Origin of the sequence: Promicromonospora aerolata (assembly GCF_042682255.1) — a bacterium.
Lineage (GTDB): Bacteria > Actinomycetota > Actinomycetes > Actinomycetales > Cellulomonadaceae > Promicromonospora > Promicromonospora aerolata.
The window spans coordinates 3,348,234-3,374,498 of the sequence record NZ_JBHUHF010000001.1; the positions used below are offsets into that span (position 1 = coordinate 3,348,234).

A 26,265-nucleotide genomic window follows, 5' to 3' on the forward strand; every position below is an offset into this window, starting at 1 on the left:
GGCGCTCCATGACCCAGCCGGCCGCTCACCGACGAGCATCCATCGCCGACGTCGCCCGTGCCGCCGGCGTCTCCGTCGGCACGGTCTCCAACGTGCTCAACCGACCCGAACGCGTGCTGCCCGGAACCCGCGAACGGGTCGAGGCTGCCATCGAGGACCTGAGCTTCGTCCGCAACGGGTCCGCGCGGCAGCTCCGCGCCGGGACCATCACGACCATCGGCGCGATCGTCCTGGACATCGCCAACCCGTTCTTCACCGATGTCGCGCGAGGGATCGAGGAGCGCCTGGACCGGGACGACTTCACGCTCATGGTGGCGTCGTCCGACGACGATCCCGGCCGTGAGCAGCGCTATCTCCGCCTGTTCGAGGAGCACGGCGTGCAGGGCGTCATGGTCGTCCCGGCCACGAACGACATCGAGCACCTGCTCGCCGTCCGCCGGCGGGGCACCGGCGTCGTGCTGCTGGACCGCCCGTCGTCCGACCCGAGCATCTCGTCGGTGGCCGTCGACGACGTCCGCGGCGGGGAGCTCGCCGCCAGCCACCTGCTGGAGGAGGGCCACACGCGCATCGTGTTCCTCAACGGGCCGCACACGATCAGGCAGTGCGCCGACCGGCACGAGGGCGTGGTCACGGCGCTCGTCGCGGCGGGGCTGGACCCGGCGTCCGCGCTCCTGGAGGTCACGGTGACCAGCCTCAACGCCGAGGGCGGCGAGGCGGCGATCCGCGGGCTGCTGGAATCGGGCGACCGGCCCACGGCCGTCTTCTGCGTGAACGACCTGGTGGCGTTGGGCGTGCTGCGCACGCTCCGTACGGAGAACATCGCCGTCCCCACCGATGTGGCAGTGGTGGGGTACGACGACGTCGCGTTCGCCGCCGAGCTGGCCACGCCCCTGACGTCGGTGCGCCAGCCGACGCACGAGCTCGGCGTGCGAGCCGCGGACCTCCTGCTCAGCGGGACCGATGCGGAGGCGGAGCACGTCATGTTCCAGCCGACTCTGGTGGTCCGCGGCTCGAGCTCGTCCTCGGCGACGTAGCCGTCCGGGCCGACTTGGCGGCCCGGACGCCAAAACTGACCATGCACCTGCTGCCAGTTACGCGCCGATCTTGGCAGCAACTACATGGTCAGCCTCGCGGACCCCTACGACCTGGCGTCAGGGGCGGGGCGCGCGTCCACCGGGCGCCTGCCGCGGGACACCAGGAAAGCCGCAGGCCCGAGGATCGGTACGACGACGATCGCGAGCAGGGTGAGGCCGGCTTCCCACGGCCGGTCCCAGCGTGTCCGGAACCAGACCACGAGCGCGGCGAACGTCAGGACGAGGACCGTCAGCGCGACGACCGACCAGATCAGGTCGTACGGCGAAAGCGCGAACATCGCATCTCCTCGGGTTCGAGCGGGTCCTGGCCGACGCTAGTACACAGCTCTCGGTCGCTCCTGTGCACCCCGCCCCACCGAGGTAGGACCAGGGCGAGGACGGACTGCAGCGAGACAGAACCAGGGTCGCCCGGCCCTACCTCGCTGCAGTTCTACCTCGGCGGGAGATCAAGGGCGGCCCGGAACCGGGACCGTGGACCAGTCGGTGTCCGAGGCCAGGTAGAAGCCCGGGTACGACGGCTGGTTGTACGCCGTCTGCTGGCGTGCCACCTCGACCCGGTACTGCGGGTCCTGCATGAGCGTGTACATCGCGATGTCGGTCGGCTCCGTCGACAGGAACAGCCGCAGCGCGCTCGAGTCCGTGGTCCGCACCAGCACCTCCTCACGCCAGTCGCCGAGCACGTCGGCCACGAGCGACGGGTTGCCCTTGGTGCCGTTGTTCGTCAACGTCCCGTCGAGGGTCGCGACCACGCCGCGTGACCAGTCCCGGATGGTCGGCACGGCGTCGCCCGAGCCTTCGATCACCTGCGTGGTTCCGTCCCCCGCCCAGCGCACCGACTGGTTGGTCCCCATCGTCGCGGGCGCCACCTGCTCCCCTGCGGCGCTCAGCGTGCCCGAACCGAGCGTGCCGTCCGGCATGGACGCCCACACCTCCACACCCGGCACGTCCGGCAGGACGTCGCCGATCATGGAGCGGCCGGTGTCCCGTCCGGAGTACTGCCCGAACAGCACTGCCCCGTCCTCGGCCGAACGCAGCGCGGAACCGTACGGCGCCCAGGCGCCACCCTCGTGCGCGGTCCAGATCTCGAGCCCCGGCCGCGCCGGGTCGATGTCCGTCACGTGCATGGCATCCCCGTGCCCCAGCCCCGCGTTCGCCCCGGGGTTCGCGGATCCCTCGGGCAGGGTGTCGAAGGACGAGTACAGCAGCGACCCGTCGTCGTCGAGCGTCGCCGAGCCGTAGACGATCTCCTGCTTGCCGTCCGCGTCGACGTCGGCGGCGGACAGGGAGTGGAAGCCCTGCGTCGTGAGGCTGCCCCACTCGGGCGACGTACCCGGCACGCCGTGCGGGCCGTCGTTGAACGGGTTGGACATCGGGGTCCAGCCCGAGTCCGCGAGCCAGCGCTTGGTCAGGTCGCGCCCGTCCCAGTCGTAGGCGGCGACCGTGGAGCGCGTGTAGTAGCCGCGCGCGAAGATCGCACTGGCCCGGCCGCCCTCGGACAGGTACGCCACACCCGAAAGGAACCGGTCCACCCGGTTGCCGGGCTCGATGCGCGACATCGCGTAGTCGCCCCAGAGCAGCCCGTCGTCCGTGCGTCCTGGCTCGTAGTCGACGGTCTCCATGGGGCGCCCCGAGCGCCCGTCGAAGACGGTGAGGTACTCGGGACCGGTCAGCACGAAGCCCTCGAACCGACGCAGCTGGTTCCGGCTCGAGCGGGACGGCGCGTAGACGTCGACGAAGTGGTCGGCGGCGGCACGGGCGTCGGCGTCGGACAGGGGGTACGACCACCGGGCGTCGATGCCCCACGCCTCTTCGAGCGTGGCGGGCCACTGTCCGCTGGTCACCTCCGACCGCGACGACCAGCCGCGGAACATGTCCACCAGGTGCTCGTAGTAGTCGTCGGCCGACATCCGGTAGTCGTCGGCGTGGGTCACGCCCCCCGTCCGGTCGTCGCGCGGGATCTTGACGTAACGCTCCCCGGTGGGCCGCCCGTCGCGGTACGCGGTCGCGTGCGTGCCGGGTGCGGTCTTGACCATCAGCTCGGCGCGGCCGTCGCCGTCGTAGTCGAAGACGGAGAACTGCGTGTAGTGCGCACCCGCGCGGATGTTGACGCCCAGGTCGATCCGCCAGAGCTGCGTGCCGTCGAGCTCGTAGGCGTCGAGGTACGCGTTGCCCGTGTACCCCACCTGGGAGACGTCCTTGGAGTTGGACGGGTCCCACTTGACGACGATCTCGTGGTCTCCGTCGCCGTCGAGGTCGGCGACGGACGCGTCGTTCGCCCGGTACGTGTACGACTCGCCCACGGGCGTGACGCCGTCGGCAGGCTTGTTCAGCGGGATGTCGAGATGCCCGTCGCCCCAGACGGCGGCCGACGCCGACCGGCCCTTGTGCGGTCCACCGAGCGGCACCACGCGGTACCGCGCGTCCGCCGACCCCTCGGCGTCGAGGTAGCTGGTCGAGTCCGTCACCCGCGCGATCCGCTCCCCGTCGCGGTAGACGGCGAAGCCGGGCCCCTCGAGACCCGCGTCGGTATGACCGGTGACCTCGGCGGCCAGCAGCCGCCAGCTCAGGAACACTCCCTCGCTGGTCGCCGCGGCCACGAGCGCGCGGTCGAACCGCTCGGTGCCCGACGCCGGCTGCCCGCCCGGGACGCTCGGGCCACCCTGGGCGGCGGTGGGGGCGGACGTCGGCGCGAGAGCCGGCGCGAAGGTCTGGGCCGGGGCCGCGGCCGAGGCGACGCCGACGCCGACGCCGCTCAGACCGAGGCAGAACGCTGTCGCCAGGACAGCACCCGCCCGGATTCTCCTCAAGATCATGGTCGAATTCCTCTCTGAATTCTGCTCTGGACGGTTGCTCGGATACAGCCGAGATCGGTCAGATGGGATGAGATCGGTCGGTTGATCGACCGATCTCATCCCAACCGACCGAAGTCGACGAGTTCGGTCAGACGCTGCGCTCCAGACGCCGGGTCTCGACGGCGACCGCCGCCAGGCTCAGCAGGCCGCCGGTCACCAGCACCAGCGGCACGAGCATCCAGACGAGCACCGCGCACATCACGAGGGCGGCGAGCAGCAGCGCCGAACCGGTCAGGTCGTCGCGGGACCGCGCGGCCCCGCGCGACAGCACCTGCCGCAGCCCGGCGGCATCGCGCGCCGCTGCCCCGGAGCCCGGTGCCGACCCGGAGTTCGGCGACGACCCGGAACCTGGTGCCTGCCCGGAACCCGGTGCCGACCCGACGCCGCCCGCCTCGTCGTCGGACCACGCCGTCGCGGCCCGCACGAGCACCACGGCGGCGCAGGCCGCGGCCAGCCAGGTCACCCACCGGACCGCCGAAGCGCCCGGGAGGGTGCCCGACGCCGTCAGCCCCGTGTTCACGACGACCACGGCCACCACGCCCAGCTGCAGCATGCCCAGGGCCCAGAGGCTCCGGACCGCCGCGAGCCAGTCGTGCACGTAGCCGCGGACGGACGTGTCGTACCCGCCGACGTGCCGGCGCAGGTGCGCCGCCCCGGCGGCGAGCGCCGCCGGGAGGGTCACCACCGGGATGCTCCCGGCCAGGACGAGCACCCCGGTCAGGAGCGTCTCGCCGAGCAGGGCGAACCCTTCACCGCGGGCCCGGCGCCCACGGGCGCGCGGGGTCTCGGGCTCGTCGGTCGGCTCCTCGGTGCTCACGCCGCTCAGCCCTTCAGACCCTGCGTCGCGACCCCGTCGACGAGGTAGCGCTGGAACAGCACGAAGAACAGCAGCACGGGCACCAGCGCGAGCACGGCCATGGCCATCTGCGCGCCGTAGTCGGACACCGACGTCTGGTCCACGTACAGCCGCAGGGCGATCGGCAGCGGGTACGTGTCGGGCTGCTTGAGGTAGAGCAGCGGCCCGAGGAAGTCGTTCCACGACCAGATGAAGGCGAAGATCGAGCTGGTGATCACCGCCGGCCGCATCAGGGGGAGCAGCACGAGCCGGAAGATGCCCCAGTGCCCGCACCCGTCGATGCGCGCCGCCTCGTCGAGCTCACGTGGGAGCCCGCGCAGGAACTGCACCATGAGGAACACGAAGAACGCCTCGGTGGCCAGGAACTTGGGCGCCAGCAGCGGCAGGAAGGTGTTCACCATGCCCATGGAGTTGAACAGGATGTACTGCGGGATGATCACCACGTGGAACGGCAGCAGCATCGTGCCGATCATGACCGCGAAGTACACCCCGCGGCCCGGAAAGTTGATGCGTGCGAACGCGTAGGCCGACACGGTGGCGGACAGGACGATGCCGACCACCGATCCGACGGCCAGGATCAGCGAGTTGAGCACGAAGGTCCAGAACGAGACCCCGCCGATCCCGCCGAGCGCGGAGACGTAGTTGTCGAGCGTCCACGTCTCCGGCCACAGGTTCACGTTGCCGACGATGTCGCCGCTCGGCTTGAACGAGCTCATCACCATCCACACGCCGGGGTACAGGATCACCACGGCGACGGCGAGCACGAGCACGTGGAACACGACGGAGTTGGTGCGTCGGCGCTGCCGGGCCTTGCTCGACGGCGACTCGCCCCGCTCGGCGAGCAGGGTGGCCCCGGCTTCCAGCGCGGTGTGGTTCGGGTAGCTGGTCTCGCTCATCGCACGTCTCCCGTGTAGTGGACCCACGCACGCGAGGTGCGGAACAGGACGGCGGTGATGATCCCGACGACGAGCACGAGCACCCAGGCCATGGCCGAGGCGTACCCCATACGGAACTCCGTGAAGCCCTTGATGTAGAGGTAGAACGTGTAGAACAGCGTCGAGTCGGCCGGGCCGCCGGTGCCGCCCGAGATGATGAAGGCCGAGCTGAACACCTGGAACGCGCCGATGGTCTCGAGCAGCAGGTTGAAGAACAGCACCGGGGACAGCATCGGGATCGTCACCGACACGAATCGCCGGATCGGGCCGGCGCCGTCGACCGAAGCCGCCTCGTGAAGCTCGGCGGGGATCTGCTTGAGCCCGGCCAGGAAGATCACCATCGGGGCGCCGAACTGCCACACCGCCAGCAGGATCATCATCGGCATGGTCATGCTGGGATTACCCACCCAGCCGCCACCCGGCAGGCCGAAGAACTGCTGCACCTGGTCGGCGATGCCCTCGTCGATGAACATGGCGCGCCACACGATCGCCACGGAGACGCTGGCCCCGATGAGGGACGGCGCGTAGAACATCGAACGGTACGCGCCCTGGCCGCGATGCTTGGCGTTGAGCAGCATCGCCACGGCCAGTGCCGCGGCCAGCTTGACCGGCACTCCCACGAACACGTAGATGGCGGTGACCTGGGCCGACTTGAGGAACCGCGGGTCCTCGAACAGCGCGGTGAAGTTGTCGATGCCCACGAACTGGGGCGCCCGGAACAGGTTGTAGTCCGTGAACGCGAGGTACAGCGACATCAGCATGGGGCCGGCCGTCAGCAGCACGAAGCCCAGCAGCCACGGGGACAGGAACGCGTAGCCGGCGCGCGTGTCGGCCCGGCTGCGCGACGGCTTGCCGGCGCCACCCCGTGCGGGGGGCGGCGCTGCCGCCGCCCCTCGCACGCTGCCGCGCCCGGCCTGGCGGCCGCGCTCGGTGGTCGTAGCTGACATGGTCATTCCCTGCCGAGGTTCGATTCGGCGTACTTGAACCACCGGTCGGCGAACTCCTCGGCAGTGACGTTGCCGTACGAGAGTTCCTCGCCGAGCCGCTTGAACTCGGCCTCGACGACGCCGTACCCGTCGACCGGGAGCGGCGTGTCCGACGTGACACGCTCGGCGACCTCGTCCTCGTACGTGACGATCTTGTCGTCGACCGAGCCGTCGGCCACCTCCATCGCGTCACGCTGGGCCGCCACGGCCGGCACGCCCTTGGAGGTACCGAAGATCGCGCCCACCTCCGGGTCGTTCACGAGGAAGTCGATGAGCGCGGCCGCCGCATCGGGCTCCTCCGTGGTCGCGGACGACGAGAGCAGCATCGACGGCTTCCAGAACTGCGCCGAGCCTTCGGCGCCCGTGGGCAGCGGCATCAGGTCGACGTTGTCGGTGCCGGCGCTGGCCGCGTACCCGGCCATCATGTTGTCCCACGTCAGCTCGGTGGCTGCCTCGTTCACCTGCAGACCCGTGAGGGGCTCCACCTGCTTGGCACGCTCGACCGGGTAGAACATGGCGTCGTCGCGCATCGGCTGGGTGCGCTCGACCCAGGCGACGAGGTCCGCCTTCTCGAAGGCCAGCGAGCCGTCCTCCGCGAACGGGACCTTGCCCTGCTGGAGCAGCCACTGGATGAACAGCCAGAGCGTGCCCGTGTAGTCGGTACCGCCGTAGACCTGCGGGTCCTGGTCGGCACCTGCCTCGGTGACCTCGCGGATCCAGGCGTCGTACTCGTCCCAGGTCAGGCCCGGCTCCGGCGGCTCCATGCCGAGGTCGTCGAGCAGGTCGTCGTGCCGGATCATGCCGAGCGTGTTGGTGCTGGTCGGGATGCCGTACTGCCCGCCGTCGACCGTGCCGGAGCTCAGCAGCGACTCCTCGTAGCCGTCGGTCTCCAGGTTGACGCCCAGCTGGGTCGAGAGGTCCAGCAGCTGGTTGTTCGACGCGTACTGGTGGATGTAGGCCAGATCCATCTGGAAGACGTCGGGCAGGGTCTGGCCCGCCGCCTCGGTGCTGCGGGCGGTCCAGTAGTCGTCCCAGGCCTGGAACTGCGTCTGGACGTCGATGTTCGGGTGCTTCTCCTCGAACAGCGTCACCGCCTCCTCGTAGCGGGAGGCACGGTCGTCGTCCCCCCACCAGACGAGCGAGATCTCGATGTCCCGGTCGGTGGCCACCGGTGCGGCGTCGGCCGAGGCGGCGGTGCCGCCTCCTCCGCACGCCGAGAGGGTGAGGGCCGATGCCGCCGCGATCGCCGTGGCGTGGACGGCGGCCTTCCTGGTGGTGGTGCGTGTGCGAACCACGTGAGCCTCCTTGCTCGTACTGCTGTTGGCACGCCGGCTGCATCCTCGACGGCCGACTGAATCGATACAATACCCGTCCGGGAAGCGTTGTCCAGAGTCAGGTGGTCAGGAATCAGTAACGAAGTACATCGATAGAGGTCGGGGCCCGGTCAGTCCCGGTCAGTCCCGGTCAGGTCAGGCTCAAAGGTCCTTGACCGGCGCCCAGCCGGGCCCGGTCCCGCGCATGGACTCGTGGAAGGGGTCACCCGGCCCGATCTCGCCCGCCCGGACCACGGCGCCGGTGAACGCCGACCGGTAGATCGCCGCCACCAGCTCGAGCGTGCTGCGCGTGTCGCCCACCGTGACCGGCGGCACCTCGCCCGCGGCGAGCGCCCGGTACGTCGGCACGAGCTGGGCGAGGTGTCCGGAGGGCAGGGCCGCCGGGTCCGGCTGCCACAGCTGCGCGACGTCGTCCCGGCCCTTCGCGGGCGTGAACGTCCAGTCGGCATCGGTGTAGCCGTAGAGGTGCGACAGCTCGATGGTCGCCGCCTCCGTGTCGAACCGCAGGTCAGAGGTCTCCCGCGGGGACAGCAGCGAGTTCGTGACCGTGGCCATCGCCCCGTTCGCGAACCGGACGATCGCCATCGACACGTCCTCGGTGTCCACGTGCCGCGCGAGGCGTCCCGCCATCGCCGTCACCTCCCACCACGGGCCGAGGACCGCCAGCAGCAGGTCGAACTGGTGGATGCCGTGACCCATCGTGGGCCCGCCACCCTCGGTGTCCCACCGGCCGCGCCAGGGCACCTCGAAGTATTCGGGGGCACGGAACCACAGGGTGTCGCAGGTCGCGACGAGGGGGCGGCCCAGCGCTCCGTCGTCGAGCAGACGCCGGAGCTGTTGCAGCCCGTGCCCGAACCGGTGCTGCACCACCTGCGTGAACGTCGCGGTGGAGGCCGCCTCGGCCTCCGCGATGCGATCGATCTCCGCGAGGGAGAGGGTGGCCGGTTTCTCCACCACCACGTGCACACCGGCCTTGAGCGCCGCCACCGCCGCGTCCACGTGGGCGCCCGGCGGCGTGCACACGTGGAGCACGTCCGTGTCGGCGAGCACGTCGGCCAGCTCGGTCCCGTGCGCGGCGACGCCGTGCTTCCGGGCGAACTCCTCCGCCCGGGCCGGATCGATGTCGACGGCGTGCGCCAGGACGGCGTCCACCCCGTGGGCCGACAGCCCGGTGATCGCTGCCGCGTGGGCCCCGGCGATGGCACCGGTACCCAGGATCGTGACTCTCACACTTTCTCCGTCCTCATTGACGCATGAATCGATTCATAAATGATCTCGAAGGTACCAGCCCACAACCGCCCGCCGCGGTGAGTTCGGTCGGTTGGGATGAGATCGGTCCAACAACTGACCGATCTCATCCCAACCGACCGAACTCACCCGTCAACCCTGATCTCCGCGGCCACCGCGTCCAGGAAGCTCTCCGGCGTGGTCTCCGGCAGCAGCCCCGGCAGCCCGAGCAGGGCCCGGACGTCCTCCTCGGCGCCGGCGAACCCCTCGACGTCGCCGAGGCCGTCCGCCCCGCCGGGTACCTCGAACGCGCTCACCACGGCCGCCAGCTCCTCGGAGCGCGGATCGTCCACGCCCTCGCCGGAGCGTGTCCGGCGTCGGACGAACTCGGCCCACGCCGCCAGGCCGAACGCCACCCCCAGCGGCTCCCGCCCGGCGGCCAGCGAGTCCGCCAGGACACCGCCCCACCGGAACGGGATCTTCTGCGTACCGTCCATCGCCACCTGGGCGGTGGTGTGGCCGGTGTGCGGGTTGGCGAACCGGGCGAGGATCTGCTCGCCGTACTGGCGCAGGTCCAGTCCGTCCGGCGGCGTGAGCGTCGGCAGCGCGTCCTCGAACAGGTACTGCCGGGCGCGCTCGGCGATCACCGGGTCGGCCACCGCCTCGGCGATCGTCGTGTGCCCGGCGAGCCACCCGGAGTACGCGACGAGCGAGTGCGTCCCGTTCAGCAGGCGCAGCTTGGCCTGCTCGAACGGCGCCACGTCCTTGGTCAGCGTGGCACCGGCGGCCTCCCATGCGGGCCGCGGCCCGGCGAACCGGTCCTCGATGACCCACTGGGCGAACGGCTCGCCGACCACGAGACCCTCGTCCCGGGCGCCGAGCGCCCGGCTGACGTGGTCGCGCTGCTCCGGCGTCGTCGCGGGCACGATCCGGTCCACCATGGAGCAGGGGAACGTGACCCGCGCGTCGAGGAACCCGCGCAGCGCGTCGCCCTCGGCCCCGGGCAGGGCGGCGTCGGCGGCCTGCCGCACCAGGCGCTCCAGCACCCGCCCGTTGTCCACCATGTTGTCGCAGGTCAGCACCGTGATCGGGGCCGCAGAGGCGGCACGGGCGGCGAGCCCGCGCACCAGGAGCCCGATCGCCGAGCTCGCCGGGCCCGCGGGGGTCTCCCCGCGGGTGTCGGCCCGGAGCACCTCGAGGTCCCCCGCCACCGCATCCAGGTCGAGCGATCCGTCCGGGTTCCGGGCGTACCCCTTCTCCGTGATCGTCAGCGTGACCACGTGGGTCGACGGCGCCGCGAGGGCCGCCAGCACCCGCTCGGTCTCCTCGGCGGGATAGGCGACGTCGACGACCGAGCCGATCAGCTCGATCGACGACTCCTCCTCCCCCGCCGTCAGCACCGCGTACACGCCGCCCTGGGGACGGAGCTGGTCCCGGACCGTCGCGGACCGCTGCGTCACGCCGAGGATCCCCCACGCGGTGTCGCCGGTGGCGATCGCCGCCCGTTCCGTGTAGACGGCCTGATGAGCCCGGTGGAACGCCCCGATACCCAGGTGGACGATGCCCACCGCCGTCGGCGCCACGGGCGCGTCGATGCCCACGGGGACGTCGTCCCGGTGCAGGCGGTCCTCAGTCATCGCGTGTCTCCTTCACCTGTGCCACGAGCTGCGTCGGGTTCACGAACCGCAGCGCCACCACGAGCATGACCAGCATGGTCGCGGTGTAGATCACCGACATGGCCGAGATGAGCTGTCTCGCCTCGCCTCCACCTGCGGACGTCATGCCACGGTAGATCGCCACGACCAGTGTGTCCGATCCGGGACCGGACACGAGGAAGGTCAGCTCGAACAGCCCGACGGTCCGGACCAGAACCAGGATCGCCGCCGCGAGGATACCCGGCACGAGCAGGGGCGCGAGGACGCGCGTGAAGACCTGCCGGGTCCGCGCCCCGCACATCCGGGCGGCGGACTCGATGGCCGGGTTGATCTGCTCGATGAACGGCGTCATCGTCAGGATCACGAACGGCACGGACGGGACGAGGTTGACCAGCACGACGGCGGTCAGCGTGCGCCCCAGCCCGAACGAGTACATGACGGTCGCGAGCGGGATGCCGTAGGTGATGGGCGGCATGAGCACCGGCAGCAGGAAGAGCAGCATGATCGCGCGCTTGCCCGGGAAGTCGCGCCGGGCCAGCACATAGGCGGCAGGCACTCCGACCAGCACGGAGATGATCACGACGAGCAAGGCCACGCCGACGGTGACGCCGACCACCTCGCCCAGCGCGAACCGGTCCCAGGCCTCGGTGTAGCGGCCGGTGGTCAGACCGTCGGGCAGCCAGGTGTCGAACCACTGGCGGCCGAACGAGTCGACGACCACCGCGATGATGATCCCGAGCAGGAACACCCCGAACGCGGTCATGCCCGCCCACACGAACCACGTGGACGGCCGGGCGGCGAGCGGCCGCTCCAGCGTTGATGCGGCCATCAGCCCTTCCCTCCGGTGGTACCTCGGTACAACAGCGAGCGCAGCCCCAGCACGGCAGCCACGACGAGCAGCTCGACCACGCCCATCATCAGGGCGATCGTGGATGCCATCGCGTAGTCGTTCTGTTCGCCGAACGCCCGGAACGCCATGAGCGACATGACCCGCGTGGAGCCCATGGCGTCACCCACGAGCCGCGCGGACGGGAACACCGAGAACGCGAGCACGAACGTCAGGATGAACGTCGTGGCGAGGCCCGGCGCCAGCAGGGGCAGGACGATTCGCCGGAACCGCTGCCACCAGCCGGCGCCGAGCGTCTTGGCCGCCCGCTCCAGGGACGGGTCGATGCCCGACAGGTACGAGGAGATGAGCAGGAAGGCGAACGGGAAGCCCGTGATGACCAGGGAGAACATCACGCCCAGGTAGTTGTTCACCAGGCGGAGCGGCTCGTCGATCAGCCCGATCTCGAGCAGCGCCCGGTTGATCCAGCCCTGCCGTCCGGCGAAGATCAGCAGCCCCTGCGCGGTGAGCACCGTACCGAGCGTGATCGGGAGCACCAGCAGCGAGGTGAGCAGCCGCTTCCCACGGAACTTGTGTCGCAGCACCATCGCCACCGGGATCGACGCGAGCACGTTGAACAGCGCCGCGGGCAGCGCGAGCCGCATGGTGAGCCAGATCGAGTCGAACACGAACGGGTCGCGGAAGAACGCCACGTAGTTGGCGAAGATCCCGCCGCCCCACTGCTCCCGCATCGCGGCCGTCGGCTGCACCGTCAGCCCGATGCCGTAGGAGAACGGGTAGACGAACAGCGCGACCGCCATGACCAGACCGGGCACGAGCAGCAACAGCGCGGGGTCGACACCGCGCTCGGCGAGACGGTGCCGCAGGCTCGCCGTCGACCGCTGCGGCTGCTGCCGGACGCCGCTCACGACGCACCTCCCCGGAGGGGACGGCTCATGGCCCGCCTCACGCCGCCACCTCGACGGGAACGGCGGCGTCCAGCGACTCGGGGAACACCAGCACCCGCTCGACCGGTGCCGTCAGCCACACCGCACCGCCGACCGGGGGCGCCGTCGGCGTGCGCGCGTGCAGCATCGTGTCGCCGGTCTGCACCCCGACCGCGTGCTCGCGGCCCTGGTACTCCACCACCGACACGGCGCCCGGGATGCCCCCGGAGCGCAGGCCGTCGACCGAGCCGACGCCGGTCGAGCTCATGCCGTTGGTCGCGCTCGCCCCGTTCGACGAGCCGGCCCCGTCCGAGGTCGTCGTGACCGAGAAGTCGTCGGGGCGGATCGCTACGCGCACCCGGTCGCCCGCGGCCAGGGCGCCGACGGCGCGCCCGGTGAGCCGGACGCCGCCGTCCGCGGTACCCGGCAGCTCCACGACCGCCTCGTCCCCGGAGGCCGAGACCACGGTGGCCGGCAGGATGTTGCGGTACCCCATGAAGTCCGCGACGTACCAGCTCGTCGGGCTCTCGTAGAGCTCGTCGGGCGTGCCGACCTGCTGCACGCGACCGGCGCGCAGCACCACCAGGCGGTCGGCCAGGGAGAGCGCCTCCTCCTGGTCGTGCGTGACATAGATGGTGGTGAGGCCGAGGGACTGGTGCAGCCGCCGGATCTCGGTACGCATGTCGAGGCGCAGCTTCGCGTCCAGGTTCGACAGGGGCTCGTCCATGAGCACGAGCGACGGTTCGAGCACGACCGCACGCGCGATGGCGACCCGCTGCTGCTGACCGCCCGAGAGCTGACCGGGCAGCTTCTTGGCGTGGTCGTCGAGCTTGACGAGCGAGATCGCCTCGCGGACCCGAGAGTCGATCTCGGCCCGCGGGCGGCCCTGCATCTGGAGGCCGAACGCGACGTTCTTCTCGACGGACAGGTGGGGGAACAGCGCGTAGGACTGGAACACCATCCCGAACCCGCGCCGCTCCGGTGGCAGGGTGTCGATCCGCTTCCCGTCCAGCCGGATCTCACCGTGGGTCAGCGGAAGCAGTCCGGCCAGGCAGTTCAGCGCGGTCGACTTGCCGCAGCCCGACGGGCCCAGCAGCGCGACGAACTCGCCCGCCTTGATCGTCAGGTCCAGATCGGCCAGCGCGTCCACGCCGCCGAACCGGCGGCCGACACCCCGCAGCTCCAACGACTCGAAGTCACTCACTCTTCCTCCACCTTCCCGCCGCCGACCTCGCGGTCCCAGATGTCGAACGCGGTGACCATCGACTCGGCGTCGAGCGGCACCACCGATTCCTGGGACTCGATGAGCTCGTCGAACAGGGGGCGACCGAACTCGTCGATCACGTCCTGCGACTCCTGCGGTGCGAGGTCGAGCGTGGCGCCCTCGACGGCAGGACCGGGGTAGAAGTAGCCGGCGTCGTACGCCTTGGCGTTCTGCTCCGGGGTGAGCATGTCCTGCAGCAGCAGCATGATCGCGCTGATCTTGTCCGCGCTCTGCCCCTTCGGGATGGCCGCGTAGTGCGCGTCGGTCACCCACGTGAAGTCGTCGAACGCGGCGGCCTCCAGCGTGTTCGGCAGCTGGCCCTCGGCGCGCGGCGCGATCTCCCAGCCGGTCGTGGTGGGCACCATGCCCCAGGTGCCGTCAGCCATGTTGGAGACCACCTGGCCCGTGCCCGTGGGGTAGGTGTCGACGTACTGGCCGAGCTCCTGGAGGTACGCCCAGGTCTTGTCCCAGCCGTTCTCGGGGTCCGACGGGTCCTCGTCGCCCAGCACGTAGGGCAGGCCCATGAGGAACGTACGGCCCGGACCCGAGTTGGCGGGACGGGCGTACCCGAACTTGCCCGGGTTCGCCTTCGCCCACTCCAGCAGCTCCTCCGGCGAGCCCGGCGGCGTGTCGACGACGTCGGGGTTGTACTGCAGCAGCGGGCCGGACGGGTAGTACGTCGTCACCACGCCGTAGCCCTGGGCGAGCTCCTGCATCTTGGCGGCGGGCTCCAGGTAGTTCTCCTGGTTGGACACGCGGTCGCCGTAGTCGTCCACCACCGGGAGCCACAGGTCCTGGCTGATGCCGGCGGCGAGACCGTCGTTGCCCGTGAACACCACGTCGATGGACAGGTTGCCGCTGTCGACCTGCGGCTTGACGAGGCCGGTCACGTCGGGCGCACCGCCCGTCTCCCAGGTGACGGACTCGATGACGTCCGGGTTGTTCTCCACGAACGCGTCGACCATGCCCTCGGTGAGCCGCTGGTTGCCCGCGACGTCGAGGATGTTCAGGGTGACGGGCTCCGCGGGCGTGTCGGGGACGTCGGCGGGGTCGGTGACGGCGCTGCCGCCCGCACCGCCCTGGGATGCCGGCGGCGCGCACGCGGTCAGCAGGGTCAGCGCCGCGACGCCGACGAGCGCCACGGCCTTCTTGGAGGTTCGCATGGTGCCTTCCTCTCTCTCGGGCTTCTTCGCCCAGGGGGTGTTGCCGGGTCGGGCGTCAGCTGACCGGCCCGGCGGGGACGGGTCCTGTGGACCCGCGAATCGTGAGCTCCACGGGGAGCTGGGTGGTGGTCGGCGTCCCGCCGCGCAGGCGGGCGATGAGCAGGTCGACGGCGCGTCGGCCCAGGCGGGCGAGCGGTGCGTGCACCGTCGTGAGGGCCGGCGACACGAGGGTGGCGAGCTGGACGTCGTCGAACCCGACCACCGACATCTCGCCCGGTACGTCGACGCCGCGGTGCCGCAGCCGGTCCAGGATGCCGAGCGCCATGAGGTCGTTGAACGCGACGACGGCGGTGACGCCGCTCGCCAGCGCGTGGTCGGCGGCCTGGACGCCGCCGGCGAAGTACGGCTGGAAGGTGCCGAGCTCGACCAGCTCGACGTCGCGGTGCTCCGCTGCGGCGATCAGCCCGGCCACGCGCCGTTCGCCCGACCAGGACGTGAGCGGGCCCGCCGCGATCCCCACGGCGCGGTGCCCGAGCGCCGACAGGTGCCCGAGCGCCTGGGCGACGCCGTCGGCGTCGTCCACGGAGACGCTGGGGATCTCCAACGCCTCGGAGTCGTCCTGAGTGGACAGCTCGCGGCTGACCAGCACGGCGGTGACGCCCACCAGCCCTGCGCGGAGCTCCGCGTCGGCGGACCGCGGCGAGGCCACGAGCACCCCGTCCGTCCGGGCGGCGAGCGCGCCGATCAGCTCGGCCTCGACGTCGGCGTCCTCGTCGGAGTCGGCGACGAACACCTCGTAACCCTCCGCGCGGGCCCGGGCCTGGACCGCCTTGGTCACCGTCGCGAAGTAGGGATTCTCCAGATCGGGCACCAGCAGGCCGACGGCCTGGGTACGGCCCATCCGGAGGCCGCTCGCCGCGTGGTTGGGGCGGTAGCCCAGCTCAGCGGCCACGCGCGTCACGCGGTCGCGGGTCTCGGCCGCCACCCGTTCCGGCGCGGCGAGGGCACGCGACACCGTGGAGATCGAGACTCCGGCGGCGCGAGCGACATCATGCACCGTGACCATGGCACCTCCTCGTGACCGGTTGCAGCACTGCAAACGTTTGCACCATACACTAGGTTAGAGTGCAAACGTTCGCATCCATCCTCCGTCCGGCCGCCTACGCACCGGCCCGGCAATGACGCCAGGAGCACACACGAATGACCGCATGGACCCTGCACCCGGACCGAGCCCTTCCTGCCGATCCCGTGACGCGGCCGATCGCCCGTGAGATCTACCAGGCGGTACGGGACCTCCCGATCGTGTCGATGCACGGCCACGTCGACGTCACCGCCTTCGCGGACGACGAGCCGTTCCCCGACCCCGCCCAGCTGCTCGTGGTCCCCGACCACTACCTCACCCGCATGCTCGTGTCGCAGGGGGCGCAGCTTCCGGAGCTGGGTGTCGGCCCGGCCGACGGACCCGGCTTCGAGTCCGACCCGCGGGAGATCTTCCGCCGCTTCTGCGCGGGCTGGAAGCACTTCCGCGGCACACCCACCCGGTACTGGATGGAGCACGAGCTCGTCGAGATCTTCGGCGTGACCGTGCGGCCGTCCGCCGAGACCGCGGACCAGGTGTACGACCAGGTCGCCGAGTGCATCGCCGACCCGTCGTTCCGGCCCCGTGCCCTGCTGGACCGGTTCGGCATCGAGACCATCGGCACCACCGATCCCGCCTGGAGCACCCTGGCGGAGCACGCCCGACTCGCCGCCGACCTGCCGGGCCGCGTGCTCCCGACGTTCCGCCCGGACCCGCTGCTGCACCCCGCCCGGCCGACGTGGCTGGGCGACCTGGAGCGCCTCGCCACTGCGTCGGGCATCGCCACCACCACGTACGCGGGCTTCCTGGAGGCGCTCCGCGAGCGCCGCGCCGCGTTCGTCGCGGCGGGCGGCCTGGCCACCGACCACGGCCACTTCAGCGCGGACACCACCCCGCTGCCCGACGACGTCGCGCGAGCCCTCTTCGAGAAGGCACTGACCGGTGGGCCGGACGGTCCGGGGATCACCGCGGCGGAGGAGGCGGCGTTCTCCGCGCACATGCTGTTCCAGATGGCGGCGATGGCGGCCGACGACGGCCTGGTGATGCAGTTCCACCCCGGCGTGCTGCGCGACCACGACCCGGCGGTCGCCACCACGTTCGGTCCCGACAAGGGCTACGACATCCCCGTGGTGACCGAGTTCGCGCACGGGCTGCGGCCGGTGCTGGAGGCGTTCGGCAACTCGGAGAGCTTCCGGATGATCGCCTTCACCGTGGACGAGGACGTGTACTCACGCGAGCTGGCGCCGCTGGCGGGCGTGTACCCGGCGCTGCGGCTCGGGGCGCCGTGGTGGTTCCTCGACGCGCCGGACGCGATGCGCCGGTTCCGGGAGTCCGCCACGGAGACGGCGGGCTTCTCGAACATGTCCGGCTTCGTCGACGACACCCGGGCGTTCTGCTCGATCCCGGCCCGCCACGACCTGGCCCGGCGTGTCGACGCCGGCTACCTCGCCCGGCTGGTCGCCGAGCACCGGCTCGACCTGGACGAGGCCGTGGACACCGCTGCCGACCTCGCCTATCACCTGCCGAAGCTGGCGTACGCGGCGCGCTGACGCCGAGCCCACCGGTGGTCGAGCGTGTCCGAGACCCTGCTTGCCGAGCCCGCCCACCGGTGGTCGAGCGGCGCTCAGTCGCGCGGGGGCTCCAGCGGTCCGCCCGGGCCGAACGCCAGGGCCGCGAACCGCTCCGCGATGCGGTGGTGCGTGGCGGCGTCGGGATGGAGCCGGTCGGGCAGGGGCAGCTCGGTGGCGTCGGCATGGCCGTAGAGCTCGAGCCCGTCGAGGTAGTGCAGGTTCGGGTCGTCGGCCGCGCGCTCCAGCACGATGCGGGCGAGCTCGTCGCGGATGACCGTCAGCGTGAGCTTGCCGGCCGCACGCTCGGCCGGGTCGCCGGTCGCCCGGAACCGCAGCTGTCCCTCGGCCAGCGCGTCCTGGTCGAAGGTGCCCGGTCCGGGCGTGTCCTCGTGGATCGGGCAGAGGATGGGTGAGACCACCAGCAGCGGCGTGTCCGGGTGGCCGTCGCGGAGCGTGTCGAGGAAACCGTGGACGGCGGGGCCGAAGGCGCGCAGGCGCATCAGGTCGGCGTTGACGATGTTGATGCCGAGCTTCAGGCTGATCAGGTCGGCGGGAAGGTCGCGCATCGCTCGCGCGGTGAACGGGTCCAGCAGGGCACTGCCGCCGAACCCCAGGTTGACGAGGTCCACGCCCCCGCGGGCCGCGGCGATCGCCGGCCAGATGCCCGTGGGCCGCAGCGCGTTGGATCCCTGGCTGATCGAGCTGCCGTGGTGCAGCCATACGGGGCGCCCGTCCGGCGCCGCGTGCACGGGCGCGTCGGTGCGCAGCTCCACGAGCTCGACGGTCTCGTTGTGCGGCAGCCAGAGCTCCACGGACTTGTCGCCGCCGGGCAGGCCGTCGAACCGGACCGCGCCGGCCGTCCCTTCCTCGGTCTCGCGCGTTCCGGTGGTCATGTCGATGGTCACGACGGTGGCCTCGGCGAGGCTTGCCTGTCCGGCCGGGCGTCCGTCGACCACCAGGTCGAAGACGCCGAGCGGGCGGGCAGGAGCGCCACGAAAACCGAACCGGACGGCCAGCGCCCGCAGCTCGACGCTCGTGGCGGTGGTGGTGAACGCCAGGCGCACCCCCGACGGCTGCGACTCGGCCATGGCGAGCTGCGGGTCCGCGGCCTGGGTCCGGGCCCAGGCCGGCAACCGGTGCACGCGCACGCCGGTGGACGTCCGCTCGAGCTCCGGCGCACCCCGGAGCAGCTCGGCGGTGACGGGTGTGGTGATCTGCTGCGGCCCGGCGGTCATGCCGACCAGCGTAGACGCGACGGCACGCGACCGGCGGCTGCCGGTGTTGCATCCTGGACGTGGTACCCGACCGGGAGTGGACCTGAACCCATTCGCTGCGGCACAGTTCGAACACACCCCCACAAACCTACTTATCAACCGCAAGACGGACGGGACAACCAATCATGACCGGTGATGCTCCGCGCTCTACCTCCGTTCCCCATGCGGCCTGGCTGCCCGATGACGCGTTCGCCGCGATCGGCAGCCGCCGCGTGGTGGTCGCCGGCGACGGCGCCCTCACGGGAACCGTCGCGGAAGAGGTGGCTGCCGCGACCGCACGGTTCGGCGGGGCCTTCTCCCGCCTCGAGGTGGGCGACGGCGTGGCCGACGCCGAGCTGGTGCTGACGCTGGCGCCGGCCGAGGCCGCGCCCGCCGGGGCCGCTCCGGCCGCGCCCGCCGGGGCCGGCACCCCTCCCGACGACGCCGACGCCGACGAGAGCTTCCGGTTCACCCGGGAGTCGGGCGCCGTCGTCGTGCAGGCGCGTGCGGATGCCGGGCTGCTGCACGGCCTGTTCCACGTGGTGCGTCTGGGCGAGGCCGCCTTCGCGGGACCCGACACCGACGAGACGCACGCCCCGGCGACGGACCTGCGGATGCTCGACCACTGGGACAACGTGGACGCACACCCCACGATGGGCCAGGTCGAACGGGGATACTCGGGCGGCTCCATCTTTTACGACAACGGTTTCGTCCGTGCCGACCTGTCCCGCGTCGAGCGGTACGCGCGGCTGCTGGCAGCGGTCGGGATCAACCGGGTGGCCATCAACAACGTCAACGTGCACGAGCACGAGGCGCAATTGCTGACCGACGACCTGGGCGACGTCGTCCGGATCGCCGCCGTCTTCCGGCGGTGGGGCATCCGGGTACACCTCTCGGTGTCGTTCGCCTCCCCGATCACGCTCGGCGGGCTGAGCACCTCCGACCCCCTCGACCAGGACGTCGCGCACTGGTGGGTCCGCGCGGCGGCGCGGGTGTGGGAGGCGATCCCCGACTTCGGCGGGTTCGTCGTCAAGGCCGACTCGGAGGGCCAGCCCGGGCCGTTCGCCTACGGTCGCTCCCACGCCGACGGCGCGAACATGCTCGCCGCGGCCGTCGAACCGTACGACGGCCTCATCCACTGGCGTGCCTTCGTCTACGACCACCGGCAGGACTGGCGCGACCGGTCGACCGACCGCGCCCGCGCCGCCTTCGACCACTTCCAGCCCCTGGACGGCACGTTCTCCGACAACGTCATCGTCCAGGTCAAGTACGGCCCGCTCGACTTCCAGGTCCGTGAGCCGATCTCGCCGGTCGTGGCGGCGATGCCGCGCACCCGGATCGCCCTGGAGCTGCAGGTCACCCAGGAGTACACGGGCCAGCAGCGGCACGCGGTCTACCTCGGCCCGCAATGGAGCCAGATCCTCGGGTTCCGCTTCTGGGAGCCCGCCGACCGCGACGGCGGCTCGCCCACCGTGGCAGACCTCGCGACCGGTCGCGGCAAGGCCGCCGCGGACCCCGGCACCGGCACGTGGCACAAGCCCGCCGGCGGGTTCGCCGCCGTCTCCAACGTGGGCGACGACGAGTTCTGGACCGGGCACCCGTTCGCCCAGGCCAACCTCTACGCGTACGGGCGCCTGTGCTGGGACCCGACGCTCGACCCGACCGCCGTGCTCGACGAGTGGGTGGGCCTCACGTTCCCGGGCACGCCGGACGCCGTCCGGCAGGCGGCGCACGCGGTGCTGGACCGGTCCTGGGAGACGTACGAGCAGTACACGGCGCCCCTCGGCGTCGGCTTCATGGTGCGGCCGGGCCACCACTACGGGCCGGACGTCGACGGCTACGAGTACACGCCCTGGGGCACCTACCACTTCGCGGACCGGGACGGGATCGGCGTGGACCGCACGGTCCGCACCGGTACGGGGTACGCGGGGCAGTACCCGGCGCCCTGGTCGGCCACCTACGAGTCCCTGTCGACCTGCCCCGACGAGCTGCTGCTGTTCTTCCACCACGTGCCCTACACGCACGTGCTGCACAGCGGGAAGACGGTGATCCAGCACATCTACGACACCCACTTCGAAGGTGTCGAGCGGGTCGAGGCGATGATCGACGCGTGGTCCGCCGCATCGACGCTCGTGGACCCGCGGCTCTCCGAGCGGGTGGCGGAGCGGTTCGCGGAGCAGCTCCGCAGCGCCGCCGAGTGGCGCGACCAGATCAACACCTACTTCTTCCGCAAGTCGGGCATCCCGGACCAGCAGGGTCGCCGCATCTACTAACGAGCCGGGCCCGGGCCGAGTAGTCGGTAGAACGTCAGGTGATCGGTAACCCGAGTTGCCGATCACCTGACGTTCTACCGATCACTCGGGAACGGCGAGGGCCGCCGGGGCACGTGGCGGGTGTGGGTGTTCGTGCCTCGCCCGAAGGCCAGCACCTTGGCCGGTTCCACGGCGAACACGAGCGCGGGCCCGCCGACGTCGTTGCGGAAGACTCCGTCACCCACCTCGAACTGCCACTGGCCGTCCCACTTGGTGCGCCAGGCTGCGGCGAGCCGCTCCAGCGACTCCCGGTCCGTGACCCGGCGCACCGCGCCCTCGACCATGACGTCCAGGCCCTCGTCCCAGGCCGCGCGGCCCGTGGTCAGCACGACGTTCGGGTTGGCCGCGAGGTTGACGGCCTTCTGCTCCTCCGGGCCGACCGTGAAGTGCAGCGCCCCGTCCAGCCAGACGGCGACGAGCGGGGTGACGTGCGGGCGGCCGTCCGCACGGACCGTGCTCAGCCAGGTGATCTGGGCGTTCTCGAGCACCTCCTGGGCTGCCAGCCAGCTGGTCGGCTCGGCGCCCGGGTCGCTGAACCGGCTGTCGATCGTGGTGACAGGGTCGTTCATGTTCGTGCCCCTCGGGATTGTCCGGACATGGTTCGGCGACGAGGCGGTCGGTCTCGGCGGGTGCCCGCGGCGCTCTTCGCCGTGCAAGGCCGACGGGAAGCAGGCCGGAAAGTCATCGGTCTCCTGCTCACCGACGTCAGCCCCGGGTAGCCGGGACACCGGGTAACAGCGTCTAGCCTGCCGTCGCCCGCGGCGCGTACATGATCACGGCCACGCCGACCAGGCAGATCAGCGCCCCGATGACGTCCCAGCGGTCCGGACGGAACCCGTCCACGACCATGCCCCAGACGAGCGACCCGGCCACGAAGACACCCCCGTAGGCCGCGAGGATGCGGCCGAAGTGGGCGTCGGGCTGAAGGGTCGCGAAGAATCCGTACAGGCCGAGCGCGATCACCCCGGCGCCGATCCACAGCCAGCCCCGGTGCTCGCGGACGCCCTGCCACACGAGCCAGGCGCCGCCGATCTCGAACACGGCCGCGGCGACGAACAGCACGATCGACCGGGTCACGTTCATCGGGTGGTGCTCCCCGTCGCGGGCAGCAGGTCGCCGAGCAGGTCCGCGGCCTCGGGCGGCGCGGTGAGCGTCAGGTCGAACGTCGGGCCGTGCAGGTCGATGCGCAGGGCGTAGAAGGCACAGCACTCCTGCTCCGCCGCGGCGAGCGCCGCCGTGCGTTCGAGGGCGGAGAGCGGCAGGGTCACGCGCACACCCCCGTCGACGTCGACCCGCGGGGCGTCGGCGAGCAGGTCATGCCACTCCGTGACGCGCGCCGTGTAGTCGCCCGACCCCAGTGAGCAGGCGATCGGCGCCGGCTCGGCGGTCACCGCCGTCGGCGGCACAAGCGTTCCCCTCGGCCCCGCCGCCGACGGGGACGAGCTCACCGTGGCCAGGCCGGTGCAGTCGTCGTCGCACGGTTCGTCCCGCTCGGGCAGCGAGTCGAGCCGCTCGACGGCGGTGGCCAGCGTGGCACGGAGCGCGTCGAGCGCGACCCTCCGCTCGTCGACCTGCGCCGCCCGTTCGACGAGCAGCGGCCGGTACTTCGTCCGCACGCTCTGGCACGGCTCGGACTCCCACGCGTCGACGAGCTCGCGCACCGACGACAGCGGCAGGTCCAGGTGCTTCGCCTGCGCGATGAAGGCCAGCCGGTCCACCGCGGCGGGGCCGTAGACGCGGTAGCCGTTCCGCGCGCGCCCCGCCGGCAGCAGGCCTTCCGCCTCGTAGTACCGCAGGGTCGACGTCGGTACGCCGCTACGGTCCGACAGCTCGGAGATCTTCATCCCGTCCATGTCCCGACGGTAGACCTTCGAGCCGCCTCGAAGGTCAAGCCCCGGCGCTCAGCCGGCGTCGAACCGCTCCTCGCCCTCGAGGTCCGGGTTGTCCTCCGGGTCCTCGCCGGGGATCCCCTGCGACCGCTCGTCCTCCTCCGCCGGTCCCGGGTTCTCCGTCGGCGTGCCCTCGGCGTCGGGGTCCGCGCGGTCACCACCGGGAATCGGTGGCCCTGGGCTGGGCACGTGGCCCGGGACCGCCTCGTTCCTCTCGTTCTCGCTCTCGCTCATGCTGAGCTCCCTCCGATCGGGTGGTGCGGCGGCGCGCCCGTGGAGACGTCCACGCCGCTGCCCCTCGACCGTACGGCGGCCACGCCCCGCTCGCACCCAGTCCCCAGGCATCGGCGAAGCCCCGGAACCCGCTTACAGCGGGGTGTCGCCCGAGGCCTTTCTTTCCGCGACGAGAGCGCGCGCCGGCAGACCGACGTCCCAGAACTGGATGGTCTGCAGCAGCCAGAACAGCGCGAAGATCAGCATCATCAGGGTCTCGACCACGAACAGGGTCTGGGGGAACAGGTCGGGCAGGAACCGGTCCAGGACGACCATGGCGGTCAGGCCCACCACGAGCACCACCGCCATCACCACCGCGATCCACCGGTACCAGACCCGGTACGCGGCCGCCGACATGCCACGCAGCCGGTCGAGGGCCTGCGCGGTGACGGCGTGGTCCGAGCCGTTGATCCAGGCGACGGCCACGAGACAGGCGAACAGCAGGATCGCCGCGGCGTAGTGGGCGACCGCCAGGAAGCTCTCGGGCCACGCCAGCAGCCACGTGGCGGTCGCCAACCAGGTCACCCAGGTGAGCCACAGGTCGAGGCCCACGCGTCCGCCCAGGTCGCGCCGCCGCGGCCAGGTCGCCAGCAGCAGGACCAGGCCACCGACGAGCAGCAGCGTCCCGACGTTGTTGCCGACCCGCTCGGGCACGTCGAGGCAGTACGGCTCGTCGGTGCACAGTGCGGCGTCCAGCGGCGTCGGCACCAGCGCCACGACGAACGCGAACATCCCCGCGAAGTTGAGCAGCACCTCCTCGGCGCCGTGCCGCCCCTTGATCGCGATGAGGCACGTCCCGATGCCCACCAGCGTGCCCACGAAGATGCTCTGCACCGGCGAGTAGAAGTACGCGCTGATCGACGCGTGCCACCACTCCGCACCGGTGCCGAGCCTCCCGTGGTCGGCGACGATCTGCATCGTCAACGACACGAACAGCACCAGCACGACCGCCACGATCGCGACCCGTAGATAGCGGTACGTCAGCCGTACCGGGTCCCCCTGCTTGATCACCATGCGCTCACCCTGGCGCAACTGCGGCAGATCGGACAATGCTGCGCCATACCGCCCGCTACTCCGCCAGCGGGTTGGGGATGGTCACCGACCGGACCACCTCGTTGACGTCGTTGTCGGACGCCGGGGCGTCCACCGTGCCGAAGTCCCGCGCCTCCACGACGACGCGGTCGTCGAACACGTCCACCGTGAGCCCGCGGTTGATGTCCCGCGTCACGATCTCCCGGATGCCGGAGGTGCTCTCGCCGCGCGCGTCCCACTCGACCTGCACCGCGCCGGTGTTCACCGTCCAGAAGCCGTCCGGGTGGCCGCCCGCCGTGCGACGCTGCACCGCCCAGTCGCCGAGCTCGAACGGGTAGTGCGTGTGCCCGCTGAACAGGATCGCGTTGGGGTGGGCGCCGAGCAGCTCGGTCAGCTCGTCGTTGTACTGGTAGCTGTCGCTGTACCAGGGGATCCACGACGCCGAGACGGTGTCACCGAGCGGGAAGTGCGAGATCACCAGCACCTGCTTGTCGCGGTCGGACCAGTACGCGAGCCGCTCACGCAGCCATTCGACCTGCTCGCGGGACATCGGCACCTCCGGCGGGCGGGCCTCCTCCTGGCCGAGGACCAGGACCGGCACCTCGCCGCCGGAGCCCTCCAGGAGGTACTCGTCCCACACCCGGTCCCGCTGGGCGAAGTCGAGGAACCGGTCGCGCAGGGTCTCCCACGGCTCGCCGGTGTAGCTCTCGTGGTTACCGATCGCCGCCACGACCTGCTCCGGAAGGAGGTCGGTGGCACCGGTCATGACGTCGTCGACCTCCTGCCACTGGTCCGGCGAGCCGGAGGCGACGATGTCGCCCACCATGAGCAGCCCGTCCGCGTCCGGGCGGACGGCGTCGAGGTCGCGCAGCGCGTGGCCGAGGTCGTCGGGGTCGCCCTGGATGTCGCTGAGCACCCACGCCGTCGTCGGGTCGCCGTCGGCCGGAGCCAGGGGCGTCCGGACCGATACCGAGTCGACGGCCCAGTACCAGGAGTTCGCGTCGGCCGTGAAGTGCCAGCGGAAGACCGCCCGCTTCGCGCCGTGCGGCACGTCGACCGGCACGGTCTCGGTCGCGTTCAGCAGCGCGCCGTCGTAGTCGTCGGTCACGGTGTCGCTGTCGTACCGGACGAGCTCCGTCTCCGCACCGCCGTCGAACGCGACGGTGACCCGGCCGGTCTGGCCGGCCCAGCCGCGGTAGTGCGAGTCGAAGGTGAGCTCCACCGCGTCCCGGCCCTTGACCTTGATCGGCGTGGACGCCAGCGTCGTCGCGTAGGCGTCCGGCGTGCCGGGGCCGTCGGCGAACTCGTCCGAGTCGGCCACGGCGATCACGTCCTGCGCGCGGGCGAACCGGTAGCGCATCTGGTCCTCGGCGTCGGTCCAGAAGTCACGGGTGGTGAACGACCAGCCGCGCCACTCCTCCACACCGCCGTCCGCCATGCCGGGGCCGTTCTCGACGGACCAGCCCTGGGGCGCCTCGTGGGTCCAGCCGGACACGCCGGGCTCGATGCCCGGGTCCTCGGAGCGGGGCAGCAGGTCGTCCGCGAGGGAGTCGAAGCCCTCCCGGTGGAGCACGTCGTCGGTGCCGCGGGTGTCGGGCTGCCCGGACCGGCCGGGTCCTGCCGCGGCGGCGCCGACGGTGCCGGCGGCGAGCAGGCTCGTGGTCAGCAGCAGGGCTGCCGTGCGCCGTGCGCTGGCTCTGCGGGTGGGGGTCATGTCC

General features: G+C 71.4%; 23 protein-coding genes. 3 read left to right on the forward strand and 20 right to left on the reverse strand.

The features are described 5' to 3' along the window. Positions 1–8 precede the first annotated feature (8 nt). A complete protein-coding gene (locus ACFSL2_RS14940; RefSeq protein ID WP_377198617.1) occupies positions 9–1,034 on the forward strand; it encodes a LacI family DNA-binding transcriptional regulator in 1,026 nt (341 codons plus the stop codon). A 104-nt stretch (positions 1,035–1,138) separates the two neighbouring features. Here the strand turns inward: ACFSL2_RS14940 and ACFSL2_RS14945 are convergent, their stop codons facing one another. The 13 genes from ACFSL2_RS14945 to ACFSL2_RS15005 all read right to left on the reverse strand — a co-directional run bounded on the left by ACFSL2_RS14945 (position 1,139) and on the right by ACFSL2_RS15005 (position 16,205). Further along, positions 1,139–1,372 carry a hypothetical protein gene (locus ACFSL2_RS14945; RefSeq protein ID WP_377198618.1) on the reverse strand — a complete coding sequence of 78 codons (234 nt, stop codon included), beginning with the start codon at positions 1,370–1,372 and terminating at the stop codon, positions 1,139–1,141. A gap of 168 nt (positions 1,373–1,540) precedes the next feature. Next, the gene (locus ACFSL2_RS14950; RefSeq protein ID WP_377198619.1) at positions 1,541–3,907 is read right to left on the reverse strand and encodes a rhamnogalacturonan lyase; all 2,367 of its coding nucleotides are present in this window, start codon (positions 3,905–3,907) and stop codon (positions 1,541–1,543) included. A gap of 127 nt (positions 3,908–4,034) precedes the next feature. Next, entirely contained in the window at positions 4,035–4,763 is a 729-nt protein-coding gene (locus ACFSL2_RS14955) for a Poxvirus protein I5 (protein ID WP_377198620.1), read from the reverse strand. A 5-nt stretch (positions 4,764–4,768) separates the two neighbouring features. Continuing rightward, positions 4,769–5,698: a carbohydrate ABC transporter permease gene (locus tag ACFSL2_RS14960; RefSeq protein WP_377198621.1), complete on the reverse strand. Its 930-nt coding sequence runs from the start codon at positions 5,696–5,698 to the stop codon at positions 4,769–4,771. Then, positions 5,695–6,690: a carbohydrate ABC transporter permease gene (locus tag ACFSL2_RS14965; protein ID WP_377198622.1), complete on the reverse strand. Its 996-nt coding sequence runs from the start codon at positions 6,688–6,690 to the stop codon at positions 5,695–5,697. Before ACFSL2_RS14965 ends, ACFSL2_RS14960 begins: the two co-directional genes overlap by 4 nt. Next, complete coding sequence (locus ACFSL2_RS14970) at positions 6,687–8,018, reverse strand: ABC transporter substrate-binding protein (RefSeq protein WP_377198623.1); 1,332 nt, start codon at positions 8,016–8,018, stop codon at positions 6,687–6,689. Before ACFSL2_RS14970 ends, ACFSL2_RS14965 begins: the two co-directional genes overlap by 4 nt. 180 nt (positions 8,019–8,198) lie before the next feature. Further along, on the reverse strand, positions 8,199–9,287 hold the full coding sequence (locus ACFSL2_RS14975; protein WP_377198624.1) for a Gfo/Idh/MocA family protein: 1,089 nt from the start codon (positions 9,285–9,287) through the stop codon (positions 8,199–8,201). 143 nt (positions 9,288–9,430) lie between these two features. After that, positions 9,431–10,921, reverse strand: coding sequence for a mannitol dehydrogenase family protein (locus ACFSL2_RS14980; protein ID WP_377198625.1), 1,491 nt, complete (start codon positions 10,919–10,921; stop codon positions 9,431–9,433). Continuing rightward, the gene (locus ACFSL2_RS14985; RefSeq protein WP_377198626.1) at positions 10,914–11,768 is read right to left on the reverse strand and encodes an ABC transporter permease; all 855 of its coding nucleotides are present in this window, start codon (positions 11,766–11,768) and stop codon (positions 10,914–10,916) included. The genes ACFSL2_RS14980 and ACFSL2_RS14985 overlap by 8 nt, the downstream gene beginning before the upstream one ends. Then, positions 11,768–12,694 (reverse strand): ABC transporter permease, encoded by a 927-nt coding sequence (locus ACFSL2_RS14990; protein ID WP_377198627.1) that lies wholly within the window; start codon positions 12,692–12,694, stop codon positions 11,768–11,770. The genes ACFSL2_RS14985 and ACFSL2_RS14990 overlap by 1 nt, the downstream gene beginning before the upstream one ends. Positions 12,695–12,731: 37 nt before the next feature. Beyond that, positions 12,732–13,916: an ABC transporter ATP-binding protein gene (locus ACFSL2_RS14995; RefSeq protein WP_377198628.1), complete on the reverse strand. Its 1,185-nt coding sequence runs from the start codon at positions 13,914–13,916 to the stop codon at positions 12,732–12,734. Beyond that, a complete protein-coding gene (locus tag ACFSL2_RS15000) occupies positions 13,913–15,139 on the reverse strand; it encodes an extracellular solute-binding protein (protein WP_377198629.1) in 1,227 nt (408 codons plus the stop codon). Before ACFSL2_RS15000 ends, ACFSL2_RS14995 begins: the two co-directional genes overlap by 4 nt. Positions 15,140–15,194: 55 nt before the next feature. Continuing rightward, the gene (locus ACFSL2_RS15005) at positions 15,195–16,205 is read right to left on the reverse strand and encodes a LacI family DNA-binding transcriptional regulator (RefSeq protein WP_377198630.1); all 1,011 of its coding nucleotides are present in this window, start codon (positions 16,203–16,205) and stop codon (positions 15,195–15,197) included. 134 nt (positions 16,206–16,339) lie between these two features. On the opposite strand from ACFSL2_RS15005, the gene uxaC reads away from it, so the two are divergent. Then, on the forward strand, positions 16,340–17,767 hold the full coding sequence (uxaC, locus tag ACFSL2_RS15010; protein ID WP_377198631.1) for a glucuronate isomerase: 1,428 nt from the start codon (positions 16,340–16,342) through the stop codon (positions 17,765–17,767). 74 nt (positions 17,768–17,841) lie between these two features. On the opposite strand, the gene ACFSL2_RS15015 is transcribed toward uxaC, so the two are convergent. Further along, entirely contained in the window at positions 17,842–19,023 is a 1,182-nt protein-coding gene (locus ACFSL2_RS15015) for an SGNH/GDSL hydrolase family protein (RefSeq protein ID WP_377198632.1), read from the reverse strand. Between the two features lie 164 nt (positions 19,024–19,187). Here ACFSL2_RS15015 and ACFSL2_RS15020 point away from each other — a divergent pair, with 164 nt between their 5' ends. Further along, positions 19,188–21,314 carry an alpha-glucuronidase gene (locus tag ACFSL2_RS15020; RefSeq protein WP_377198633.1) on the forward strand — a complete coding sequence of 709 codons (2,127 nt, stop codon included), beginning with the start codon at positions 19,188–19,190 and terminating at the stop codon, positions 21,312–21,314. 74 nt (positions 21,315–21,388) lie between these two features. Here ACFSL2_RS15020 and ACFSL2_RS15025 read toward each other — a convergent pair whose 3' ends face one another. The 6 genes from ACFSL2_RS15025 to ACFSL2_RS15050 all read right to left on the reverse strand — a co-directional run bounded on the left by ACFSL2_RS15025 (position 21,389) and on the right by ACFSL2_RS15050 (position 26,261). Next, positions 21,389–21,922 (reverse strand): pyridoxamine 5'-phosphate oxidase family protein, encoded by a 534-nt coding sequence (locus ACFSL2_RS15025; RefSeq protein ID WP_377198634.1) that lies wholly within the window; start codon positions 21,920–21,922, stop codon positions 21,389–21,391. 172 nt (positions 21,923–22,094) lie between these two features. Beyond that, a complete protein-coding gene (locus ACFSL2_RS15030; RefSeq protein WP_377198635.1) occupies positions 22,095–22,436 on the reverse strand; it encodes a YnfA family protein in 342 nt (113 codons plus the stop codon). Beyond that, positions 22,433–23,206 carry a MerR family transcriptional regulator gene (locus ACFSL2_RS15035; protein WP_377198636.1) on the reverse strand — a complete coding sequence of 258 codons (774 nt, stop codon included), beginning with the start codon at positions 23,204–23,206 and terminating at the stop codon, positions 22,433–22,435. Before ACFSL2_RS15035 ends, ACFSL2_RS15030 begins: the two co-directional genes overlap by 4 nt. Before the next feature lie 48 nt (positions 23,207–23,254). After that, on the reverse strand, positions 23,255–23,476 hold the full coding sequence (locus ACFSL2_RS15040) for a hypothetical protein (protein ID WP_377198637.1): 222 nt from the start codon (positions 23,474–23,476) through the stop codon (positions 23,255–23,257). A gap of 132 nt (positions 23,477–23,608) precedes the next feature. Continuing rightward, positions 23,609–24,529, reverse strand: coding sequence for a hypothetical protein (locus tag ACFSL2_RS15045; RefSeq protein WP_377198638.1), 921 nt, complete (start codon positions 24,527–24,529; stop codon positions 23,609–23,611). Between the two features lie 55 nt (positions 24,530–24,584). Next, positions 24,585–26,261 carry a metallophosphoesterase family protein gene (locus ACFSL2_RS15050; protein ID WP_377198639.1) on the reverse strand — a complete coding sequence of 559 codons (1,677 nt, stop codon included), beginning with the start codon at positions 26,259–26,261 and terminating at the stop codon, positions 24,585–24,587. Positions 26,262–26,265 lie beyond the last annotated feature (4 nt).